Source organism: Yoonia sp. GPGPB17, from assembly GCF_037892195.1.
Taxonomy (GTDB): Bacteria; Pseudomonadota; Alphaproteobacteria; order Rhodobacterales; family Rhodobacteraceae; genus Yoonia.
In genome coordinates this window covers 124,758-140,530 of the sequence record NZ_JATACI010000002.1, presented here as the reverse complement: position 1 = coordinate 140,530, position 15,773 = coordinate 124,758, and the positions used below count along the sequence as shown (strand labels likewise).

The 15,773-nt window shown below is 57.4% G+C and carries 13 protein-coding genes, 1 tRNA gene and 1 pseudogene; 5 read left to right on the top strand and 10 right to left on the bottom strand.

The genetic code is table 11. The features are described from left to right. Positions 1 to 50: 50 nt before the first annotated feature. From QTO30_RS01020 to QTO30_RS01005, 4 genes and pseudogenes are all read left to right on the top strand, one after another. Positions 51 to 1,064 carry a ligase-associated DNA damage response exonuclease gene (locus tag QTO30_RS01020; RefSeq protein WP_340421900.1) on the top strand — a complete coding sequence of 338 codons (1,014 nt, stop codon included), beginning with the start codon at positions 51 to 53 and terminating at the stop codon, positions 1,062 to 1,064. Then, complete coding sequence (locus QTO30_RS01015) at positions 1,061 to 2,650, top strand: ATP-dependent DNA ligase (protein ID WP_340421898.1); 1,590 nt, start codon at positions 1,061 to 1,063, stop codon at positions 2,648 to 2,650. The genes QTO30_RS01020 and QTO30_RS01015 overlap by 4 nt, the downstream gene beginning before the upstream one ends. 63 nt (positions 2,651 to 2,713) lie before the next feature. Next, a pseudogene (locus QTO30_RS01010) lies at positions 2,714 to 4,530 on the top strand (M3 family oligoendopeptidase). Next, a complete protein-coding gene (locus tag QTO30_RS01005; protein WP_340421896.1) occupies positions 4,527 to 5,009 on the top strand; it encodes a GNAT family N-acetyltransferase in 483 nt (160 codons plus the stop codon). The pseudogene QTO30_RS01010 and the gene QTO30_RS01005 overlap by 4 nt, the downstream one beginning before the upstream one ends. Here the strand turns inward: QTO30_RS01005 and QTO30_RS01000 are convergent. The 6 genes from QTO30_RS01000 to QTO30_RS00975 all read right to left on the bottom strand — a co-directional run bounded on the left by QTO30_RS01000 (position 5,006) and on the right by QTO30_RS00975 (position 9,116). Then, on the bottom strand, positions 5,006 to 5,296 hold the full coding sequence (locus QTO30_RS01000; protein ID WP_340421895.1) for a DUF4389 domain-containing protein: 291 nt from the start codon (positions 5,294 to 5,296) through the stop codon (positions 5,006 to 5,008). The two genes, QTO30_RS01005 and QTO30_RS01000, sit on opposite strands and share 4 nt — an antisense overlap. A 6-nt stretch (positions 5,297 to 5,302) precedes the next feature. After that, positions 5,303 to 6,277, bottom strand: a complete 975-nt coding sequence (locus QTO30_RS00995; protein ID WP_340421894.1) for a Gfo/Idh/MocA family protein — start codon at positions 6,275 to 6,277, stop codon at positions 5,303 to 5,305. 120 nt (positions 6,278 to 6,397) lie between these two features. Further along, a complete protein-coding gene (gene rpoH, locus QTO30_RS00990) occupies positions 6,398 to 7,294 on the bottom strand; it encodes an RNA polymerase sigma factor RpoH (RefSeq protein WP_340421893.1) in 897 nt (298 codons plus the stop codon). A gap of 162 nt (positions 7,295 to 7,456) precedes the next feature. Then, positions 7,457 to 8,488 carry an RluA family pseudouridine synthase gene (locus QTO30_RS00985; RefSeq protein WP_340421891.1) on the bottom strand — a complete coding sequence of 344 codons (1,032 nt, stop codon included), beginning with the start codon at positions 8,486 to 8,488 and terminating at the stop codon, positions 7,457 to 7,459. Between the two features lie 28 nt (positions 8,489 to 8,516). Then, positions 8,517 to 8,593 (bottom strand) — tRNA-His (locus QTO30_RS00980). 43 nt (positions 8,594 to 8,636) lie between these two features. After that, positions 8,637 to 9,116 carry a GNAT family N-acetyltransferase gene (locus QTO30_RS00975; RefSeq protein ID WP_340421889.1) on the bottom strand — a complete coding sequence of 160 codons (480 nt, stop codon included), beginning with the start codon at positions 9,114 to 9,116 and terminating at the stop codon, positions 8,637 to 8,639. 81 nt (positions 9,117 to 9,197) lie between these two features. On the opposite strand from QTO30_RS00975, the gene QTO30_RS00970 reads away from it, so the two are divergent. Beyond that, on the top strand, positions 9,198 to 9,389 hold the full coding sequence (locus tag QTO30_RS00970) for a DUF6324 family protein (protein WP_340421887.1): 192 nt from the start codon (positions 9,198 to 9,200) through the stop codon (positions 9,387 to 9,389). A gap of 321 nt (positions 9,390 to 9,710) precedes the next feature. Here QTO30_RS00970 and QTO30_RS00965 read toward each other — a convergent pair whose 3' ends face one another. The 4 genes from QTO30_RS00965 to QTO30_RS00950 are packed head-to-tail and all read right to left on the bottom strand — an operon-like array spanning position 9,711 to position 15,708. Then, positions 9,711 to 10,487, bottom strand: a complete 777-nt coding sequence (locus tag QTO30_RS00965) for a transferrin-binding protein-like solute binding protein (protein ID WP_340421885.1) — start codon at positions 10,485 to 10,487, stop codon at positions 9,711 to 9,713. Positions 10,488 to 10,497: 10 nt separating this feature from the next. Beyond that, a complete protein-coding gene (locus tag QTO30_RS00960) occupies positions 10,498 to 10,905 on the bottom strand; it encodes a hypothetical protein (protein WP_340421884.1) in 408 nt (135 codons plus the stop codon). Continuing rightward, positions 10,847 to 13,465 (bottom strand): cadherin domain-containing protein, encoded by a 2,619-nt coding sequence (locus QTO30_RS00955; RefSeq protein ID WP_340421882.1) that lies wholly within the window; start codon positions 13,463 to 13,465, stop codon positions 10,847 to 10,849. Before QTO30_RS00955 ends, QTO30_RS00960 begins: the two co-directional genes overlap by 59 nt. Further along, entirely contained in the window at positions 13,462 to 15,708 is a 2,247-nt protein-coding gene (locus QTO30_RS00950; protein ID WP_340421880.1) for a hypothetical protein, read from the bottom strand. The genes QTO30_RS00955 and QTO30_RS00950 overlap by 4 nt, the downstream gene beginning before the upstream one ends. Positions 15,709 to 15,773 lie beyond the last annotated feature (65 nt).

Sequence of the window (15,773 nt, the reverse complement as noted above, 5' to 3'; positions counted from 1 at the left end):
GCGAAACCCACCCCCATTGGCGTCTGGGCATAGCGCTCTATAGTCAGACCATGGCCAACGTTCTGACTTTTACTGATCAGGGGATCTACTGCCCTGCAGGCGATTTCTACATTGATCCGTGGAAACCAGTGGATCGCGCGCTGGTCACCCATGGACATAGCGACCATGCGCGCCCGGGGATGGGGCGTTATATGGCGACCACAGGAACCGCGCCGGTGATGCAGCACCGGTTGGGTGAGATCACATTGGACGCTGTCAATTACGGCGAAGTGATCCAGATCGGCGGTGCGCAAGTCTCGTTCCACCCCGCAGGCCACGTTCCCGGGTCGGCCCAGATCAGGGTTGAGGTGAAAGGCGAGGTCTGGGTTGTTTCGGGCGACTATAAGACCGTCGCAGACGGCCTGTCTGAACCGTTTGAACCGGTCAAATGCCACGCCTTCATCACCGAGTGCACCTTTGGCCTGCCTATCTTCAAATGGACGCCCGAAGATATCCTGACCCGGCAAATCAATGACTGGTGGGCCGCAAACGCTGCCGCCGGACGCACATCTATTTTAGGCGCCTATGCCCTCGGAAAAGCCCAGCGCCTGCTGAAAACCGTGAACCCCGACATCGGCCCAATCCTGACACATGGCGCCATCGAAAACACCAATGCCGTCCTGCGCGAACAAGGTTTCGCCCTCCCTGAAACGACCCTGGTCACCGCAGATGTCTCCCACAAAACCCACCCCGGCGCGTTGGTCCTTGCCACACCCAGCGCGTTCGGCACCACATGGGCGCGGCGGTTTGGGCCAGCATCAACCGCCCTCGCCAGCGGCTGGATGGCCTTGCGCGGTGTCCGCCGCAGACGCGCAGCGGATCGGGGGTTCATTGTATCGGATCATGCGGATTGGGAAGGATTGAACGATGCGATCAAAGCGACAGGCGCCACCAAAATCTTCGCCACCCACGGCTACACCTCTGCCTTCCAGAAATGGCTGAGCAGCCAAGGTTATGATGCCCATATCGTCAGCACCGACTATCACGGTGAAGGGTTCGACCAAGCGGATGAGCCCGAGACATGAAAGATTTCGCCACGCTCTTCACCCGCATCGACGAAAGCACCAAAACCTCCGTAAAGGTCGCAGCGCTGGCCGATTACTTTCAAACCGCCAACCCGGAAGATCGTCTTTGGACAATCGCCTTGTTTACGGGACGCAGGCCAAAGAGAACAATCACTGCCACGCGGCTGCGCGAATGGGCGGCAGAGGTCGCAGGACTGCCCGATTGGCTGTTCGAGGAAAGCTATAGCATGGTCGGTGATCTGGCCGAAACGATTGCGCTGGTGCTACCACCCGCGACCGACAGCGAAGATCAAACGCTCACCCACTGGATCACCTACATCAAGTCGCTTTCCGCGTTGGAAGACGAAGATCGCAAAGCAGGTATTCTGGACGCATGGAACAGCCTGCCCAGCACCGAGCGTTTCCTGTTCACCAAACTGCTCACCGGCGGTTTTCGGATCGGCGTTAGCGCAAAACTGATCACCCGCGCGCTGGCACAAGCAACAGGCCAACCCGAACCACAACTGACCCACAAGCTGATGGGCAGCTGGACCCCGGACACCACGACGTGGGAAACGCTGATCGAGGCCGACGACCCCACCGCCGACCTATCGCGCCCCTACCCTTTCTATCTGGCCTACCAACTCGACAGTTTCGACGACCTCGGCCCCATCACCGACTGGAATGCCGAACGCAAATGGGACGGCATCCGCGGGCAGTTGATTGTGCGCGGGGCTGAGCACCACCTGTGGTCGCGCGGCGAAGACCTGATGACCGACCGCTTCCCCGAATTCGGACAGCTGCGCGATTACCTGCCGGACGGCACGGTGATCGATGGCGAGGTGCTGGCTTTTGCAGATGACAAACCGCTGTCATTCAACGCGCTGCAAAAACGGATCGGGCGTAAGACCGTGCCCAAGAAACTGCTCACCGAGGCCCCAGTGATCTTGATGGCCTATGACCTTCTAGAACACCAAGGCAAGGACATGCGCGAGACCGCGTTGAAAGAACGCCGCGAAAAGCTCCAATCACTCATCAAAGAGGTCCCACATACAGCCCCGCTCCGCCTCTCGGCCTCCGTGCCCTTCCAGACATGGGACGATCTGAGCGCCGCACGTGACGAATCCCGCAGCCTCAACGCCGAGGGTCTGATGCTCAAACGGCTGGACAGCCCCTACCTGTCAGGGCGCAAACGTGGCGATTGGTGGAAGTGGAAGATCGATCCGCTGACCATCGACGCCGTGATGATCTACGCGCAAGCCGGGCATGGGCGGCGTGCGAACCTGTTTACCGACTACACATTCGCGGTGCGTAACGGCAACGATCTGGTGCCTTTCACCAAGGCCTATTCCGGCCTGACCGACAAGGAGTTCCGCGAAATCACCGCTTGGGTCCGCAAGAACACGCTCCAGCGCTTTGGCCCGGTCCGGCAGGTCCCGCCCGAGCTCGTCTTTGAGATTGCTTTTGAAGGCATCCAAGCCAGCCAGCGTCACAAATCAGGCGTGGCCTTGCGGTTCCCCCGCATGCTACGCTGGCGTCGGGACAAGCCGGTGGACGAAGCCAATACTTTAGACGATCTCAAAGAGTTGTTGGCAACCTATGGCTGACGGGCTTTTCACCAGTGGCAACCCCACCTATGTTCTTCATAACATTTGATGAAAGGTCCCCCGATGCAACATCCTCAGCCCGTCTTTGATGCCAACACCAGCGGCGGAAAGGACCTTGGAAATCTACCCGAATGGGACCTGAGCGATCTTTACCCAACCACTGATGGTCCCGAAATCACCCAGGACATGGCATGGCTTGAAAAAGAGTGTGCAGATTTCGCTGCGACGTTCGAAGGCAAACTTGCTGAATTGGATGCCGCTGGTCTGCTGGGCGCCGTCAAACGCTACGAACACATCGACGTCATTGCAGGGCGGATCATGTCCTTTGCCGGTCTGCGGTACTACCAATGCACTACCGACAGTGACCGCGCCAAGTTCATGGCGGACTGCCAGGACAAGATCACCGCCTATACCACACCATTGGTGTTTTACGGGCTCGAGTTCAACCGGCTCGAAGATGACCATCTCAACGGCCTCCTTGCCATCAATGCAGATCTCGCGCGTTACAAACCCGTCTTTGACCGCATGCGCGCAATGAAGCCCCACCAGTTGTCAGACGAGCTGGAAAAGTTTCTGCATGATCAGTCGACTGTTGGGTCAGCCGCGTGGAACCGTTTGTTCGATGAAACCATGGCTGGCCTGGAATTCACGGTTGATGGCGCGACCCTCAACCTCGAAGCCACACTCAATCTGCTCACGGAACAAGACCGCAGCAAACGCGAGGCCGCGACCCATGCGCTCGCTGCTGTTTTTGAGGAAAACATCAAGATCTTCTCGCGCGTCCACAATACGCTCGCCAAGGAAAAAGAGATCGAAGATCGCTGGCGCAAGATGCCCACGCCCCAAACCGGGCGGCACCTGTCGAACCACGTTGAGGCCGAAGTCGTCGAGGCCTTGCGCAACGCTGTTGTCGCGGCCTACCCGCGGCTGTCCCATCGCTATTACGCGCTGAAAGCCAAATGGATGGGGCTGGATCGGATGCAAGTCTGGGACCGGAATGCGCCTTTGCCAATGGAAAGCGACAAGATCGTCAATTGGGATGAGGCGACCGATACAGTCATGCAAGCTTATGCCGAGTTTGATCCCAAAATGGCCGAGATCGCCAAGCCGTTTTTCACGGATGGCTGGATCGACGCCGCTGTGAAGCCGGGCAAGGCGCCAGGCGCCTTTGCTCACCCCACGGTGACGCCTGTACACCCCTACGTGATGCTGAACTATCTGGGAAAACCGCGTGATGTCATGACCTTGGCGCATGAATTGGGGCACGGCGTGCATCAGGTGCTGGCTGCCGAACAAGGTGAGTTGCTCTCGTCCACCCCGCTGACTCTTGCGGAAACAGCCTCTGTCTTTGGCGAGATGCTGACCTTCCAGAAACTGCTGGACGGGGCGCAGACCAAAGAAGAACGCAAGATCCTGCTCGCTTCAAGGTCGAGGACATGATCAACACGGTGGTCCGCCAAATCGCCTTCTACGACTTCGAATGCAAACTCCATGCCGCTCGCGCCGAAGGTGAATTGACACCGAACGACATCAACGCTCTCTGGATGTCGGTGCAGGCCGAAAGCCTTGGTCCTGTCTTCGATTTTGCCGACGGATATGAGACCTTCTGGGCCTATATCCCGCACTTTGTGCATTCACCCTTCTACGTCTATGCTTACGCCTTTGGCGATGGCCTCGTGAACGCGCTCTATGCAGTCTATGCCGAGGGTGATTCCGACTTCCGCGAGAAATACTTCGACATGCTGCGCGCTGGCGGATCGAAGCATCACAAGGAATTGCTGGCACCATTCGGGCTTGACGCGTCTGATCCCAAGTTCTGGGACAAGGGGTTGTCAATGATCAGCGGCATGATCGACGAATTGGAAGCGATGGAAGAGTGACCGACAAGGTCACACTTTCGCCGCTCACGCCTGAACTGACCGGGGCCCTGCGCGACGTTCGTGTGACAGATGATCAGGTCATGTTTTCAGGCCAACCGTTTGAGGTGATCGACAATCCGGAACCCGACCTGGATATCCATGTGATCCTGCTCAACGGGCAGGTTGTCGGCATGTTTCGGATCGACAATGGCTATCACCGCGCATACGCGTTTGCGCGGCCTGACACACCAGGCCTGCGGACGTTCCTGATTGATCAGCAGATGCAGGGCCGCGGCATCGCGACTGCCTGTTGCAAACAACTGCAGAGCTATCTTTCGGATCACTACCCACATGCGACGGCGGTTTTCTTAACCGTGAACTTGCAGAACCCACGTGCGCGTAAGGTGTATCTGGCCGGTGGGTTTGGCGATACGGGCAAGGAATGGCCCTACGGTGATGCGGGGCCACAAAACATACTCAGGTTAAATCTGGGCGGTTAGTCCAACTCTGTCCAAGGCCACGGCTTCACTTCACTTGCGGCGGTCTGATACCGCGCGGCTTTGGCCATCCAGACACCCATCGTTGTACCCATCTCGGCCAGTTGCTCATTCGGTTCGCGCTTATTGAACACCATGATCAGGAACTGCGCGACGGTCATCAAACCCAATAGAGTACTGGCCATACTCATCAGGAAAGCGATGATCACCATATTCAACAGGCGGAGCCAGATATTCTCGTAGTCTGTCTCAACATCAATGTCGGAGTGGTCTTGATCCTGTCCCATCATTTTCTCCTACGCAGAATATCCGTCTGCTGCAAAAATCATGTCTATCATGTGCTGCGTGCCGCGCGAAAATTCAAGCGTACATTGGTATGCGGCACCAGTTTGGACCGAACCGCAAAAGTTTTCCACCTGTAGAACGTATTGATTCACCCCGGTCCAACGCTCAGTCACAACAGTCTGTGCCTCGTTTTCTAACGTGAGGGTCGCTGCATCAAACACATTTGCGTTGAATGGGCAGGTAAGGGTCAGCACCCCCTTTTCACCATGAAAGGTGATGGATTGTCGCGGGAACATGCGCATTGAAACAACGGCGGAATAGCTGAATCCCGGAAAATCAGCGGCAACCTGGGCAAAAACATCCACATCGTTTTCGCGACGCAGCTTGGCATAGGGCACCGCCTCTGGCTCCTCTCCCGTCACGAAACGCGCCGCACCGAAAGTATAGACCCCGATGTCGCGTAAACCGCCGCCACCCGCCTCAGGCTTATTGCGGATATTTGTGATATCATCGTTGAAAAAGCTGAACGTCGCATCAACATGGACCAATTTGCCAATGGCGTTACCCTGCACCAATTCCCTGGCCCGATGGAACTGCGGATGATGCACAATCATATAGGCCTCGGCCGCCAGTAAGTTCGATTGATCGCGCGCAGCGATCAACTGATCGAACTCATCGGCTTTCAGGGTCATCGGCTTTTCGCACAGCACATGCTTGCCTGCGGCCATGGCCTTCAGTGACCATGCGACATGCAAATGGTTGGGCAGCGGAACATAAACTACATCAACTTCAGCGTCGGCCAACAGTGCATCATAGCTGTCATGTATACGCAATTGCGGCGCAAAAGCTTGGAAATCTGCGGCTTTCCCCGCATTTGATGTGGCCAAGGCCACCAACTCTGCGCCCTTTGCGGCGTGGATAGCGGGGGCCATATGCTGTTTAGCAAAGTTTGCAGCACCCAAGATGCCCCATCGAAGTGGTTTCATAGCCGTCTCCTTGTTAGCGGATGTTAGCCCTAACGGCCCAGCAATGAAAAGGCTTAGCCACAAATGAAAACCCCGCCGGGTAGTCCAGCGGGGTGTTTAATTCTCTTGATGTCCTGTGCTTTAAGCGTCGGCCAACATACCCTTTTGGCGTGCAAGCTCTTGCATCTTACTTTGCAGTTTTTCAAACGCACGGACCTCGATCTGGCGAATACGCTCGCGGCTGACGTCATACTGACCACTCAAGTCTTCAAGCGTTACCGTTTCTTCCGACAAACGGCGCTGCATCAGAATGTCCTTTTCACGGTCATTCAGCACACCCATTGCTTCGGCCAGAAGCTCTCGGCGGGCATCAAGTTCATCAGAGGCTTCATAGTCACCGGCGGTATCAGCGCTTTCATCCTCTAGCCAATCCTGCCATTGCGCCGCACCTTCGCCATCGGCGCTGACCGTCGCATTGAGCGAGGCATCACCACCCGACAGGCGGCGGTTCATCGAAATGACCTCGTCTTCGGTAACGCCAAGATCATTGGCAATCCGCTGCACGTTCTCGGGACGCATGTCACCGTCCTCCAACGCGCCGATGCGGTTTTTAGCTTTGCGCAGGTTAAAGAACAGCTTCTTCTGCGCAGATGTCGTGCCCAGCTTGACCAGTGACCACGACCGCAGGATGTATTCCTGGATCGAGGCACGGATCCACCACATCGCATAGGTCGCCAGACGGAAACCCTTTTCAGGGTCAAAGCGTTTCACCGCCTGCATCAGACCAACGTTGGCTTCGGAAATCACCTCGGCCTGTGGCAAACCATAGCCGCGATAGCCCATAGCGATTTTGGCCGCCAATCGCAGGTGCGATGTGACCATCTGATGTGCGGCATCCGTGTCTTCGTGATCGACCCAACGCTTGGCGAGCATATATTCCTGCTCGGGTTCCAGCATGGGAAATTTGCGGATCTCCTGCATATAACGGTTCAGACCACCCTCTGGGGTTGGTGCGGGAAGATTCTTATAATTGCTCACTGTCTTTGCCCTCCTATGTTTAAAGGCTTAACATGGATATGGTAGCGCTCACACCGCGTTTCAAGAGGTGCCCTACCGAATTTCCGTAAACTCTATATGAACTAATCGGTTTAGTAATACGAGGCACATTTCCGTGCGCTCACGCACATGGGATTGAATATTTCAGCCCTGACTGCCAAGTGCGCGCAAAAGATCGCGCATATCCTGGGGGATTTCCGCCTCAAACTGCAAGAATTCGCCCGAAACCGGGTGTTCAAAGCCCAAGGTGGCCGCATGCAGCGCTTGACGCGGGAAGGCAGCAACGGCAGCAACGCCCACGTCCCCAATCACCTTGGGTGACAGTTTGCGCCGTCCACCGTAAACCGGGTCACCAATCAGTGCATGTCCGCAATGGGCCATATGGACGCGAATCTGGTGGGTCCGCCCCGTTTCCAGCCAACATTCGATTAAGGCGGCACAGGGCGGTGTCCCCAGCCCCTCGACAATGCGCGATCGCGTCACGGCATGGCGTCCAGCGGTAAATGACACCGCCTGACGTTGGCGGTCCGTGCGGTGTCGACCAAGGAAGGTCTGGATCTTGAGGATGTTGCCGGGCTCAAAAGACGTTCCCTTGATGCCGCGCAAACGCGGATCACTCTGATCCGGCAGGCCATAGCAAATAGCCAGATAGCGACGTTCAACCGTATGAGCGGCAAACTGATCGGCCAGATGATGATGCGCCCGATCAGATTTTGCCGCGACCAGCAAGCCGGTCGTTTCCTTGTCAATGCGGTGCACGATACCGGGGCGTTTCATGCCGCCAACACCGGATAGCGTCTCACCGCAATGATGGATTAATGCGTTTACAAGGGTCCCCCCCGGCGTGCCGGGTGCCGGATGCACCACCATGCCAGCGGGTTTATTCACAACAATCAGATCGTCATCCTCGAACACCACATCCAACGGAATATCTTCGCCACCAATGTGGCTTTCCTCGGCAACGGCGACTGTTACCGCCACCATAACCCCTTCGGCAATGCGCTGGCGCGGGTCCGTCACAACAACCCCGTCCACTTTGACAGCGCCCTCGGCAATCAACTTGGCCAGACGCGACCGACTGAGCGACGCGTCTTCCGGCACATCGCGGCCCAATGCCTTATCCAACCGTGGTGGCGGGTTTGGTCCGATTTCAAATGTAATGAGCGTCTCACCCATGATCGTCTCCGGTACTGCATGGGAGGGATGGTACCGCCTCCCCGGCTCGAACGGGGGACCCCTGGTTCCACAAACCAGTGCTCTAACCAACTGAGCTAAGGCGGCAACAGGGCTGATCTAGCGGGATGAGTTCACGATTGCAAGTCCCCTAAAACGCAATCTCCCACGTCTCTTCCACCAGATCGACGCCAAAGGAATGCACCGGTTCGGCGCGGGTGCGGGTCAGGCCATTGCGGGCGTAGATACGACCCGCCGCAGCATGACTTTCATGGGTCCAGAGGGTTAGCCCAGCATAGCCAGCGGCGCGGGCAAAGTCCAGGCATTGATCCAAAAGCGCCTGCGCGACGCCTGTGCCCCGTGCCTCGTCGACCACATAGAACAGCCGCAGCTTGGCTGTGCTGTCATCCTTGCGCACGCAGAAGATACTGCCCAAGCGCTGATCGCCTAGATGCGCAATCCACCCCGCCTCGCAGCTTGCGTCATGAGCTTTCAGGAAGTCCGTGACAATGCCGTGCACCAAAGGGCCGAAACTATCATCGAAACCTTCGACCTGTGCATAATGGGTGGCATGTTCGGCCACCAGCCAGTCGACATCGTCAGCATCAAAGGGGCGCAAGGCAAAATCCATACCGCATCTTTGCCCGCCCCGCCCTTGCCAATCAAGCCCGGCACACGGTAGGACACGTTCCATCAGATCAAAGGGACTGACATGGGTATCAACAACGAACGCGACATCGAGGCGAACATGCAAATCGGACCAACCGATCTGGGCATGGTGCGGATATTCATCGAAGCGGACGGGATCGAGATCCCAATGGATTTTGATCCTGAGGAAGCGGATGAGATTGCGGAAGAGATCAAGGCAGCGGCGTTAGCTGCGCGGGCCGTTAAGACGCGGTAGGTATGCTGTCATATTAAACGTCGTAACTCCGCTTTGTGGACCTATCTACCTTTCGACTCAGTGCGGCATCCGACCATCCCAATGACGGCGATGCGCCGTAAGCGGACATAGCAAAACTGCAAAGTTTTGAATGCAATCAAGTCCAAGGTGGCCCAATGCTGACTTTTGTCTTCCAACAAACCGGTTCCTGCCAGCGGTCGTCGATGGGTGTCGCCACCGACGACGCCTGGCCTTGATCTGGTCTGGGCGCTCAGTCTGATCATCGTTTGTGCCTTTGGACTCCATGCCGCACTCGCCAAGCACTATTGAACAGCGGCGGGATCAATCCGCTAGAAAATCCCCGTAGATGATCTTTTCGGTGTCAATAATAGCAAAGGTGCCACCGGCCTCATTTGCTTGGGGTCCAAAGAACTGACCATTCAGCGCTGTCGTTGCGTCCTCCGATAGGGCTAATGGCGCGCCCGTTGCTGTTGTGACACCGCCGGAAAAGCCACTGTTCGAAATCATCGCGTCAGCAATGGTGAGTGTGCCCGCATCCAGCACCGCGCTACTCCCGGTGACGGGGTTGAGCACCGTGCCCGATAGCGCATCCAGCGTCGTGGTCACCCTGCCGCCCGCAAAATCAATCGCGACCTCGGCATTGCCCGTCAGATCATAGAGGTCCGTTCCCACAACAGCATTAATCCTTGTATCTCCGGTATAGGTCGCCGTCCCATCGATCGGCACATCCGTCGCCGCGATCCCGATGATACCCCTCGTCGCAGGCCCGCCTTGCGGGGCAGAGCTGAACCGCGTGGCATAGCCATCGCCCGCCGGGTCCAGCGTCACCTGCCCACCATTTGTCAGGATGATCTGCGTGCGGTCGGGATTGATCGCGCCCAAAAGCCCTGCAAAGGCGAATGTCAGTGCAGCATCGTCCAGCGTACCCGTCTGGGACGATACGCTCGCGGTGGCCGCGTTCAATACCGATGCGCTGACCGGCACAGCGGCGGTCGCCCCGGCAAAAGTCTGATCAACGTCTGGCAGGCCACTATTGCCGCCGCCGCAAGCAGTCAGCATGAACAAGACGGGCAATACTGCAATCTTCAACGCGCGCATTCGTACCTCCTTAGGCAATGATGAAATCGTTCTGGTCAAGATCGACACGGGTCAGTCCGGCAAAGGTGATCTCGGTCCCCTGATCGCTGAAGGTGGCAACGCCCCCCACATCACTGACAAGGGCAAAGGCATCGGCCGCCGACGCATAACCAAGGACCGACACGTCGAGCTGATCGACGCCACTCTCAAAATCCGCGCCGGTCACTGTGGAAATCCCCGGAGTGGCATGGTTGATGGCCAGCGCGCCAATCACGTCCTGCCCATCGTTTTGAGCAAAAACAAAGACATCCGCCCCGGCCCCGCCCATCATGATATCGTCGCCCGCACCGCCGGTGATCGTGTCAGAGCCAAACAAGAAACTACCAAGATCGCCGCTGATCACATCGTTGCTTAGCACCGCCCAACAACACGTCATCATTGATCCCGCCTTGCAGCAAATCATCACCAGCACTGCCAACGATCACATTCTGCCCGGCAGGGGCACCAACCGTATCATTGCCACCAGCCCCATTCAGCGTATTGGCCCCAATGGCGCCCAGCAGAATATCCGCACCACCATTGCCGGTCAGGGTGGTGACACCTGGTACGACGGTCAGTGTGACCGGCGTCAGGTCAGGCTCGACGCTGACGATCAGGGTTTGGGTCGTGCTCAGCGATCCATCAGAGGCCACGACATTCACCGTGTAGATGTTGTCGGTATTCCCATCGCCCGGCGCCTCGAAATCGGGCGGTGCGGCAAAAGATAGCTGCCCGGTGGCCGCATCAATGGAAAACAGCGCACTGTCACCGCCGCTCTCTAACGCATAGGTCAGACCGTCCAGCTCTACCGCTGCATCGTCGATCGCATTCACATCGATCAACGTGGTCATCCCCTCCATAACCGAGACCGTCGCCGCAGAGGTAAAGACCGGCGCGTCGTTCACACCGGTCACGGTGATGGTCACATCGCCTGCCGCAAAATCACCCGGTTGACCGCCGAAATACGTAAAGCTGACAATGCGTGTTTCATCCTCAGCCAGCGGGCCGAAACTGTCCGATGCGATCACGCCAATCGGGTTGGGGCCGAGTGTTGATGGGTCAACCGCCGCATAACCAAAGACACCACCGGTGAGCCCCAGGACACCGGTCAGCGTCAAGGGATCCAAAGACGGGGTCACGCTGCCAAGTGGCCCCCAACCCAACCCGACTGCATCATCATCGACATCGGTGATGGCCGCGAACAGGTCCATCAAGACCGTGTCGCCCTCGAGCACCTCAAAAGTCAGGTCGGGAACGATCAGCGGGTCATCAATGCCGGTCACGGTAAAGTCCAGCGAAACGGTTTCAGACGTATTGCCGACAGCATCCGACGCAGTGAGGGTGAGCGTGACGGTCTCTTCCTCTCCCGCGCTCAGACCCGCGTCATCAGCAAAGGCATCAGGGTCAATCTGAAGGACATCGCCATCCCAGGTCACACCGGTGGGCAAGGCATCCAACAGGTTGATCTGAATGGCATCGCCGTCCAGATCGTTTGCGAAATCAGCCAGCGCAATGCGCTGCACACCTGCATCTTCAGAGAAGCTGCCCAACACAATATCCGCGATATCCGGCGCATCGTTCACACCGGTCACGGTGATAGTCACATCACCCGACGCAAAGGCCCCCGGCTGACCACCAAAATAGGTAAAGCTGACAATGCGCGCCGCCCCTTCGGCCAAGGGCCCAAAATCGTCAGAGGCTATAACACCAATCGGGTTGGGGCCAAGTGTCGAGGGATCAGCCGCAAGATAGCCGAATGCCCCACCAGCCACGCCCAGCACACCCGACAAGGTAAACGGATCAAGCGAAGGGCTGGTGGTGCCCAGCGGCCCCCAGCCCAGACCACCGGCCGGGTCATCAACATCTACGATGCCAGCAAACAGATCCATGAAGACAGTCTCGCCCTCGAACACCGCGAAGCTCTGATCAGGTACGACCGCCGGATCATCAATGCCTGTGACCGTAAAGCCCAGATCAGCAACGTCTGAAGTGTTGCCCAGATCATCAGACGCGGTGGCACGCAGTGTTATGGTTTCTTCCGCGCCATTACCCAGACCGGCGGCATCGGCAAAAGTGTCGGGATCGATCCGCAGAATGTCACCATCCCAGCTGACGCCGGTAGGCAGGGCATCAAGCAGGTTGATCTGGATCGCATCCCCATCCAGATCATTAGCCAGATCACTCAAACGGATGCTCTGCACGCCTGCATCCTCGGCAAAGGTGCCCAACGCGGTATCGGCAATGTCGGGCGCGTCATTCACACCCGTGATCGTGATGGTCACATCACCCGCCACCGGGCTGCCCGGCTGGCCACCGAAATAGGTAAAGCTGACTGTGCGCGTTTCATTTTCGGCCAAAGGGTCAAAACTGTCAGAGCCGATAACACCAATCGGGTTGGGGCCGAGTGTCGAGGGATCAATCGCTGCATAGGCAAGATCACCGCCGCCGACTCCCAGGACACCGGACAATTCAAACGGGTCCAACGTTGGTACGGTACTGCCTAGCGGCCCCCAACCCAGACCAATGGCATCATCGTCGATATCGGTGATCGTGCCGAAAAGATTCATCAGCACGGTTTCGCCTTCCAGCACCTCAAACGATCTGTCCGGCACAATCGCCGGATCATCGATACCGGAAATCGTGATACCAACCGAAAATGGGTCAGAGGTATTGCCCGCATCATCGGTGGCGGTGGCGTCCAGTGTGATGCTTTGTGTCTCATTCGTCGATAGGCCTGCCGTGTCAGCAATCGCATCGGGATCAAAGCGCAAGAATTCGCCGTCCCAGGTCACGCCAGTCGGCAATGTATCCAACAGATTGAACTGGATCGCGTCACCATCACTGTCACTGGTAAAATCGGCCAGCCGCACCGATTGCACACCTGCATCCTCGGCAATCGTTCCAAGCGCCACGTCTATTACATCCGGCGAGTCATTGATGCCGGTGATGGTGATCGTCACATCACCGGCCTCAAAAGCCCCAGGCTGGCCCCCAAAATAACTGAAGCCAACGATGCGCGATCGCCTTCAGCAAGTGGGCCAAAATCGTCGGAGGCAATGATCCCTATGGTGCCCGGGGGCAGCGTTGACGGATCAGCCGCAATATAACCAAACACACCACCTGAGGCGACGCCGAGAATACCGGGGAGTTCAAATGGATCGGTGGTTGGATCGGTGATTGGGGTCAGGCTGCCTAACGGCCCCCAACCCAGCGGTATGGCACCATCAGCGTCCATGATTTCGGCAAATGCATCTATCAGGACGGTTTCACCCTCCAAAACTTCAAACGAGAGGTCCGGTACGATCAGTGGATCATCGACGCCGATAACGGTGAAGCTCAGACCGAAGCGGTCAGAGGTGTTGCCAGCGGTATCGGTTGCGGTCAGCAAGATACCGGTCGTGACGTCCTGCCCTGTCCCCAGCATCGCAGTATCGGCCAGGGCATTGGGATCCAGATGGAGCATGTTGCCATCACGGGTGATCCCTTCCGGCAAGTCGCCGATAACCGCAATGGTCAGCGGGTCGCCTTCAGGGTCGGTGACATAATCGGTCAGATCAAAACTCTGTAAACCGCCGTCTTCGGCGAATGTACCCAGATCGGTGGGCACGCCCACGGGGGGATCATTCGGGGTCGTTATCTCGATATCGACCTCGGCCCCCACATCGGCCAGCGCGATCACGCCATCTGCGCCCGAAATCGCATCAAGTGCTGCCAGCCGCTCTGCCCCGCCATAGATGACATAGGCACCACCGGTCAGGTTGGTGTCGGCGTTGTCATCCGCCGGGTTCTGGGCAAAGCGCGCGCCGATCACCAGATCATCCACCCCGTCGCCATTGAGGTCGCCGCCGCCCGCGACGCTGAAACCCGCATTTTCAAAGAAGTCGATCCCGTTGAAACGGTATCCCGCCCCGGCCGACAGGTTGTCATAATCAACAACATCACCCCGCCCGTCAGCATTTCCAAAAAGCAGTATCGCATCTCCCGCCCGGTTCGGCCCCGCATCAGCACGGCTGATGATGACATCATCAAAACCATCTCCATTGACGTCACCCGCAGATGCCATATCGAAACCGGTTTGCAGGCTGGCGACCCTCGCACCGCCAATCTGGGTCACCCGCCCGCTGGCCTGTGTCGTCAAATCAAACAGCGCACCAAATCCACCATCAGTGCCGTAGACGATATAGGCAAATATATCAGTGCCACCGGGCGGCAAGTCACCAATAATAAAATCGTCCAAACCATCACCGTTGACGTCACCCGCCGCCGTGATGCGCATGCCCAATGTCAGCGAAATGGAGGAGACAATCTCTGTCCCCAGCGTGCCATCAAGATTTTCAACATCAATGGTCTCAGCCAGACCGCCTGCATTGCCATAGATCAGATAGGCAGCGCCCCGGGCAAAACCGGAAGTGGCTGCCCCATTGTCACCGCGTCCAGACAGGATGAAATCATCCAGCCCATCACCATTCACATCACCGACAGCAGCAACCTCCTCGCCCAGAAAAACCCGCGTTTGCGGCGTCAGCACACTTGCCGACAACCCGCTTGCAGGGTCAAGCGCATCGCTGACGTCAAGGTTTGTGGTTGTTTCGTGCTCATAGACAAAGCCCAACCCGGCAAAACTGGTGCTGTTTTGCGCGGTCGCGTAGGGCGTGGTGATCAGCAGATCCAGCTGGTCATCTCCATCCACATCACCCAGGGCCTGAAAGCCAAAACCCGCCAAACCAGTTTCATTGGTGACAACCGAAAATCCAGTCACCTCATTGGTCAGATCGACCAGACCATATGTCAGGCTATCCGCCGCACCGACGCCAAGGGCGACATATCCCGCACCTCTTTCGCTGGGTCCCAGAATGGCGCGGGGTGCGCCGATCAACAGGTCGTCCAACCCATCGCCATCCACGTCGGCAAATGAAAGCTCTCCGGGTTGGTCGATGCCGACACCGGCATCAATCTGGCCGCTGGTGGTGATGGTGACACCGCCAAGGTCAGCCGCCTGGGCATCTCCGTCAAAAGCCCCGCTACCACCCAACAGAACGCGCACAACCGCCGCACTGCTTTCACGCGACGCGCCGTCCAGCACATAAGTGACGGCAAGGTCATTAACGCCATCGCCGTTGAAATCACCAATTGCCATACCGGCACTGAATTCCTCAAAACCGCTGGGCCCAAAAAGACGGCCACCTGAAGAAACTTTCACCATAAATGCTTACTTTCTGAATATCTTTTCAGGCGCGCGGGTGGCTGCACCGCTGCCCTAGTTCACCG

Coding starts and splice junctions, on each gene's coding strand:
- QTO30_RS01000 (WP_340421895.1), bottom strand. CDS start 5,296: ATGATGGGACAGGATCAAGACCACTCCGACATTGATGTTGAGACAGAC.
- QTO30_RS00995 (WP_340421894.1), bottom strand. CDS start 6,277: ATGAAACCACTTCGATGGGGCATCTTGGGTGCTGCAAACTTTGCTAAA.
- QTO30_RS01020 (WP_340421900.1), top strand. CDS start 51: ATGGCCAACGTTCTGACTTTTACTGATCAGGGGATCTACTGCCCTGCA.
- QTO30_RS00965 (WP_340421885.1), bottom strand. CDS start 10,487: ATGCGCGCGTTGAAGATTGCAGTATTGCCCGTCTTGTTCATGCTGACT.
- QTO30_RS00975 (WP_340421889.1), bottom strand. CDS start 9,116: ATGGATTTTGCCTTGCGCCCCTTTGATGCTGACGATGTCGACTGGCTG.
- QTO30_RS01015 (WP_340421898.1), top strand. CDS start 1,061: ATGAAAGATTTCGCCACGCTCTTCACCCGCATCGACGAAAGCACCAAA.
- QTO30_RS00950 (WP_340421880.1), bottom strand. CDS start 15,708: ATGGTGAAAGTTTCTTCAGGTGGCCGTCTTTTTGGGCCCAGCGGTTTT.
- QTO30_RS00985 (WP_340421891.1), bottom strand. CDS start 8,488: ATGGGTGAGACGCTCATTACATTTGAAATCGGACCAAACCCGCCACCA.
- QTO30_RS00960 (WP_340421884.1), bottom strand. CDS start 10,905: ATGATGACGTGTTGTTGGGCGGTGCTAAGCAACGATGTGATCAGCGGC.
- QTO30_RS00970 (WP_340421887.1), top strand. CDS start 9,198: ATGGGTATCAACAACGAACGCGACATCGAGGCGAACATGCAAATCGGA.